Source organism: Salinivirga sp. (assembly GCF_035268865.1).
Lineage (GTDB): Bacteria > Bacteroidota > Bacteroidia > Bacteroidales > Salinivirgaceae > Salinivirga.
Map to the genome: position 1 here is coordinate 1 of NZ_DATFKB010000040.1, position 6950 is coordinate 6950.

Consider the following 6950-nt stretch of genomic DNA (forward strand, 5'->3'; position numbering starts at 1 on the left):
TGCGGGCCATATTGAGGCTCATTCGGGATGCGATAGGTTATAGTACTTACTACAGAGAAAACAGTTTTTGCAGAGATGAATCAAAATTATTGAGTGAATTAAGAGACCTGAAAGTTTTTCACGAAGATTTGACCATTTTGGCTGAAAAACATACGTCATCTGCAAATAATCAGCTTATTGAACAACTGCAGGAAACCATCATTGGTAAGAAAAAAAAGAAATATGACGAAGTAATGCACGATGAGTTATATAAAAAAATAGCAGTTGATGTGGAGGCAGCCAAAGAACGAGTAAGTATGTTTTTATTTCGCTATGAAGGGTTCAGCATCATGGCTCCGGGGATTAAACGGATTTACAAAAAAGGCCGGAAAGAGCTTGATGTAGTACGAAAAAAACCAAACACTGAAAACTACCACAACTTAAGAAAACGGGTTAAGTACTTAATGTATTTTATGCAAATCTTGAACCCACTTTACCCGCAATACTTTAAAACCATAGAAAAGGATCTTGATAATGCCTCGGATAAACTTGGACTTGACCACAATTTTGCAGAATTAGTTCTTTTTGTAGAAAAAATAGACAAGCGTGCTGCTACAAGCAAGGTGAAAAATGAATTCATTGAATTGATAGAAGGTTTAAGGCTTGAATTACAACAGGAAGCACTGCAACTGGTAGAGAATATTTATGTAGAGCCGGCTGCAGCTTTTACGAAAAGAGTAAAAGAATATTTTGATATTAATTATACTGTAAACTAAAATTTATAGCCATGGATACGCAAAAACTAGCTATGCAACAAAAGGTTATGGAATGCATGGAAGAAAATATGAAGGGTTGGAGCCACATATTGGAAATGCAGAAAGATTATGACCGTTTTGTGAAGAACATGAAAAAAATACAGGAATTACAGCCTGCAGTGCATAATGACACTGAGCCAATTGCAGTAAACATAAAAAATACACGCGAAAAGCTCATAGCACAATTGCTACCAGTTTTAAAAGTGCTCTCAGTTTATGCCCATGACAAAAAAATGAAAAAACTGGAGCAAAAAACCAAAACAGATCGCAAAGCCCTGAATAAACTTAGTGCGGGTAAACTGGAGAAGGAGGCTCTCACTATTTGGAAAGCCATTAATAAGCATCAGAACACCAATGTTGAGGAAAAAAAGAGTACTGAACCTGAAAAATATGGTTTGTCGCAAAAAATGATCGATAGTTTGTATGAAACTATTGTGCAATATAAAAACCTGCGTCAAAACTATAAAGAAGAGCGAAAAGCTCAAAAAAAAGCAATTGAATCAACCCAGGACCTTATCAGGGCCAATAATAAACTATTGAAAAATCGCATTGATAAATTCATTTTTCTTTTTGAGCAAAGTCAACCAGATTTTTTTAATGCTTATGCCATGGCACGCAAGAATAAACCTATGCCGGCAAAACCACCCAAGAAAAGCAGCAATGGTCAAACAAAAAATAAACAAACTAAAAAAACAACCGATAAGAAATAGTTTGTTTTTCGAAAACATTTTCTAACTTTGCAGCCTCAAAGTAATCTCTGGCACGTTAAACTGCTACATTGCTTTTAAAATTTTAACTATAAAAGCTTTAGGAAAATGGATTTAATGAAAGTTGTAGATGAGCATTTTAAGGAAGAGCGAAAACTTCCTGAATTTAAAGTAGGTGATACTGTAACTGTTCACTACAAAATTAAAGAGGGAAACAAAGAGCGTATCCAGAATTTCCGCGGAGTAGTATTGCAGCGTCGTGGAACAGGAATTAACGAAACCTTTACTGTGCGCAAAATGGCAAGCGGTGTTGGTGTAGAAAGAATTTTTCCGGTAAACTCTCCTTTCGTGGAGCAGGTCGATATTAACAAAAGAGGTAAAGTTCGCCGTGCACGTATCTTTTACTTCAGAAACCTTACCGGTAAAAGTGCACGTATTAAAGAAAAAATTTATACAAAATCATAACCACGGTTTTGTTACGATATCAGGACGTCTCCACCGGATGACGTCCTTTTTTTGTGCTTTTTTTCAATACTTTTGTGTGCTTTAACAAGAAACATTAAATTTGGTCTGATAAATAAGGAGCTTGATGCCAATGGGCCAATAATGAAGCAATCGTAAGTTCACATTAAATACATCAGGGGCCAGGTTCCGACTACTTAAATTAAAAACTATTTAGGGATGAAATTGATCAAATTCCTGCTTATTGCAACATTCGCAACCTTATCCTTTTCACAGTCAACTGCACAGCCTGCTGCAACCAAAACAGTAACTTATAATTTATGTTACCCTGACAATGTCCACCCGCTCAACAATGCATTGCTTACAAACTTGATGAGTGCACTGCCAAGGGTGAATGATAAACCATGTATCACTTTTGAAGCAACTTTTTCATTTAAATACCGGGTGGCAGGATCAAACTTCAGAACCGAAATTTTTTGCGATAGAGTTCAGCTGGCCCATCCCTTAACTTTTCAGCGGTTCGACCTCTCAGATAAAATTTTTCCCGTTACCGCTAAAGTAGATGTTAAAATCGATGAGCAGACAAAATCATTTGAACATCAGCTTAAAGCAGGAGCCAAAATGGGCGATATGCTAACACCTGATCAGCCGCAGAAATTTAAAATTGAAATTGTATCTGTTCAAACCGGGCAGGAAGTGTTAAGCCGCATAGTGGAAAAACAGCAGCATATTTCAGCATATTACACAGCCGACACACAGATAAAACTTGCTTTTGAAGAACTAAGCACAATTAATCCTGACAGCCTTGAAATGCTGGATCAGTATCTCGAAATTACACGAAAGAATTTCGCAATTGTTGATCGTATAAAGAAAAAAGAGCTTTACAAACACCTGAATTTGGGCGAAAACGACCCGTTAAATGTTTATGACCGCACCAACGAACTCCACAAGGCCAATTTTGAGGCAAAAAATGCTTTGCTCGAACAAACCAGTAACCTGGGTGAGGAATACCTCAGATTGGGATTAGAGTCTCTCAACCAAAAAGACACAGCAACTGCTCTTGAGTACTTTAATACTGCTATTGAGGTCGATTCTATGCTTGCCGGCCCTTATGTAGAAAAAGCTAAAATTGATTTTAACCGTGGTAAGTTGGTCGAAATTATTGACCAAATCCGATTCATCAGTGCGCATACCACTCATCATAGTGGTAACAGAGAAGATATGGTGGAGATGATTAAGTATATTGAAAGTCAACTTATAGACCAGGCTGAAGCACAAAACAAGCAAGAACATTACCATGAAGCACTCACATTAATGGACTCTGCGGAACATATTTGCAATAGTATACAGGTAGTGGTTTGTTCAGATATGATTAATGTAGCCCGTTCCCACAGTTGGAGAGGCTTATTAAATCAACACATTATTAATTGGTTCGATATTATATCGAGAACACAATACAGTGAATTACCCAATGTAGTTGAAGAAACTTTTCAGTTTCGCAAAGATCATAATAAGTGGTTAACCACCAATGAATTGTTGTATACAAACATGAAAATAGTCCAGGATACACTTATTTCAGTTGCTACCAAACATGAGGACGACGATCCGGAAAAGGCGCTGGAGGCATTGTACGCAGCAAGAGAAATTTGTAATGCCTATGTGGAAATTCCATGTGCCGAAAATCTTGATGAGCGATTTAAGGTGGCATTTCAGAAGTCTTATAAGAAAATGTTAAATGAAGCCGAAGCGGCACTTCAAGACAGCCTGCCCAATCGGGCCGATACCATTCAAACGAAAGCTATGCGCTATATAAAGGCACAAAAACTCCAACCAACCCAAAAACACCGCGAAATAATTGACCGCATAGCTCAGCAGCGTTACGCTTTATTAATTGAGGAATTAAGAAACGTGAAGTTGGCCGACAAAAAATCCATTACCCTGCTAGATTCTGCCTTAACTATTCGCAAGAAAAATGGCATTGATGAGGCCCGCGATGAGAATTTTCAGCGTACCCGGTTGTTGACCGATTATGTGACCTCCCTTGCAGAAAAAGCTGAACGTATGTTGCGTGCAGAGCAGATAGTAATTGCCACAGAACTTGTTCAGGAAATAGATTGGGTTTTAAACAGGTTTAATTTTGTTTTGAATGATTCGCAACAGGATTTTGTAAATAAATTACGTGAGAAAATCGGTCGACAGGCTTGCTACAAGCGCCACAAAAAATTAAGCATCTATACCATAGCAGCAGAGAAATTCATGGTCCGTAAAGATTACCCACACGCACAGGAAAGTTTCGAAAAAGCTTTGACGCTTATTAAAAACAATCCGGGCTGTGGTTTTAATGCTGAAAAACTGAAGCAGGAACTTAAAAGAATAGCCGATGCTGCTGCATATCAGCGCCATGTTAAAGTATTCAGAGATTCTGCGGTTAATAATAATTTTGAAAGTGCAATTGCTGAATATGATGTAATAAAGAATAAATTCAATGACTCTTTATTAAAACCCTTTGATTTGGAATTCCAAACCCTTGCTAATGCTGCTCAAGAAACTAATTACTTACCTTTTATGCATCATGCAGCTAAAGTTTTAGCTGAAAGAGGGCAACCAAATGAAAGCTTTGGATTAATTACAGTTTTGTATAAAAGCGATTTTGATTATCAATTGTCAAAGCCAGCGCAGGAAGCGTTGGGTGCAAGTTTAGCAAAAGAGTTTTATATTAAAGACCCATCAGATGAATCGGCCCAATTATATGAAGGCTACGTGATAGATAAGAAATGGAGTAAACCCTTTAAAAAAGCGTTTAAACGTCAATGGAAAATAATGCAAACCGCCACAGAAACAGATTAATAATTGTTATTTTATTAATATTTACAGCTGCAAGCACAAACGCACAGAAACAAAATTTAGAAAAAAACGATACAAGTACTGCCAGTCTTTATTCACACATCAATTATACTTTTTCGGTAAATACATCGAGAATACTGCAAACCAATGATACATTACCCAATTTCGGTTATGATTATGGGTTAGGTGGTGGACTGGAAAATGAGTTTTTTTTCAACCAAAAAATGTCTGGCCTTGCAGGATTGAACCTCAATTTTTATCGGTCATCAATGAAAAGTAGTGCCAATATGTACAGAGTATTGGCTTTTAATGTAAGGGCTGCCGGCAAGTATTATATTACACATCGAATGGCGGCATATTTGGGGTTAAGCAGTTTTTATACAGTAACCCAGCAACTTAAAACTTCTTATCTCGATGAAAAGTGGAAAAACGAAGATTTTATGGATAAATTCCAATTCGGGGGAATTGCAGGTTTTGACTTTTATCTCTACGACTGGAGCACAATAAGAACTACTCTTTCTCTTCATCAGCAGTCCGTTGCATTTGAATTGGCTTTAATAATCACACCGGATTATTTATAAAACCTTCATCAAAAATACTTCGAATCAACACTGGTTTTGAACGAGCAATTTCAATGCTACCTTTGTTATATGCCATATCTGTGTTAAATGGCTGTTAAGTTAGGTATAAGCTCATTGTTCTTTATAAATAATTGTGAAATTTACGGGTTATTCAATAATTGTTGTAAATTTGATTGGAACCGTAAAAAAATCTAAAATGAAGTTAAGAACTCTATTGTTATCCCTGTTATTTATTATCGCATCCCAAGGTTTTTCACAAGAAGAAAAAAAAGTTACCGATGATTACAGCCGAAGTGCAGTTACAGTTAAAATGTTAGACTACAAAACCGGTAAGCACCGGGAAAAACTGGAGGAAATATTTGTTAATCTTACTGTTCCCGGAAAATTTGACAATAATAATTTACCAGATAAAGTTGTTGAAACACCCCTTGCTGAAGGGGCCCCGCGCAAAGAGCGAATAAATGCCATAATAAATCAATTGGAAGCGGAAAAAGCTGCTAACGATATTATTGCAAAATGGTTTAACAGGCAGGAAGATGGCCGTATGAACATGGAATTGATCCATAAAAGGGGGCTTTATAACGCCGTTGATGCCGATGTGAAAAAAGCTGAAGCTTCAAAACGTGGTAAAGCAATGCTCATGGATATGGGTATGAAATTATTAGGCAAATCTTACATCATTGTGGTTGATTACGCTAAAATCAGAAATCATAAAGAACTCGACATCGATGATCGCCATGGGTGGCGTACACCGCTTGATGTTTTTCTTTTCAGGGTAAAATACAACAGCGACGTGCAGGCAAAGCTCTTTGATGAAATGTGGATTTATAGCGACGATGATCCGGAAACCGCCAAAGCCAAGAAGGAAAAATTTGACAATCATACATTCCAGGTAGAATACGTGATGACCACAAGCAACCCAACTCCGGTACAGCGCATGCAGTATAATTCAGATACTCAGCTTGGTAAGCTTTTACCGCAGAAGTCTGATGAGGAGCTTTTTAAAGAGCTTGTGGCCAAAGGGTATCAACGTGCTTTTTTCCTTTTGGAAAAAGACCATGAAGATTTTCGTGTAAAAATGCCGCTATATGAAGACAGGCCCTTAAAAGCCAAAATTGGGAAAAAGGAAGGGCTGAAAGTAGACCAAAGGTACTTTGTTTACGAATATGAATACAATGCAAAAACAGATAAAGCAGAACCAAATCGTAAAGGTGTTGTAAGGGCCAAGAATGTGGTGGATAACCGTCAGGTGGCTACTGGTGAAACACCCACATCCCGGTTTTATCAGATTAGTGGTGGCCGTTTAAGAAAAGGTATGCTCCTGCAGCAAAAATCAGATTGGGGTATAGGTATTCAAGGACGCTTCGGAATTGGTAATATGGGCGGTGGTGGCGTAAAAGCCTCTCTCAATACTGCCCGATATATTGGTATTTCACAATTAAAAATTTATGGTTACCTGGCTGTTGATGCCAAATCTTATGAAGTTTCTGATGAGTATTTAACAGGTTCTTTTAATCCTGTAGAATACGATTTTAGTTTTATGCGTTTTGGCGGTGGTTTGG

General features: G+C 37.5%; 6 protein-coding genes. All 6 read left to right on the top strand.

From position 1 onward, the window contains the following. On the top strand, positions 1-755 hold a 755-nt coding region (locus tag VJ937_RS02625; RefSeq protein WP_324065352.1), incomplete at its 5' end, for a CHAD domain-containing protein. An 11-nt stretch (positions 756-766) separates the two neighbouring features. After that, entirely contained in the window at positions 767-1504 is a 738-nt protein-coding gene (locus VJ937_RS02630; protein ID WP_324065353.1) for a hypothetical protein, read from the top strand. Positions 1505-1609: 105 nt separating this feature from the next. After that, positions 1610-1966: a 50S ribosomal protein L19 gene (rplS, locus tag VJ937_RS02635; protein WP_057954574.1), complete on the top strand. Its 357-nt coding sequence runs from the start codon at positions 1610-1612 to the stop codon at positions 1964-1966. Between the two features lie 216 nt (positions 1967-2182). Then, on the top strand, positions 2183-4810 hold the full coding sequence (locus VJ937_RS02640) for a hypothetical protein (RefSeq protein ID WP_324065354.1): 2628 nt from the start codon (positions 2183-2185) through the stop codon (positions 4808-4810). Beyond that, on the top strand, positions 4774-5388 hold the full coding sequence (locus VJ937_RS02645; RefSeq protein ID WP_324065355.1) for a hypothetical protein: 615 nt from the start codon (positions 4774-4776) through the stop codon (positions 5386-5388). Before VJ937_RS02640 ends, VJ937_RS02645 begins: the two co-directional genes overlap by 37 nt. Before the next feature lie 196 nt (positions 5389-5584). Further along, a partial coding sequence (locus VJ937_RS02650; RefSeq protein ID WP_324065356.1) for a hypothetical protein occupies positions 5585-6950 on the top strand: 1366 nt, incomplete at its 3' end.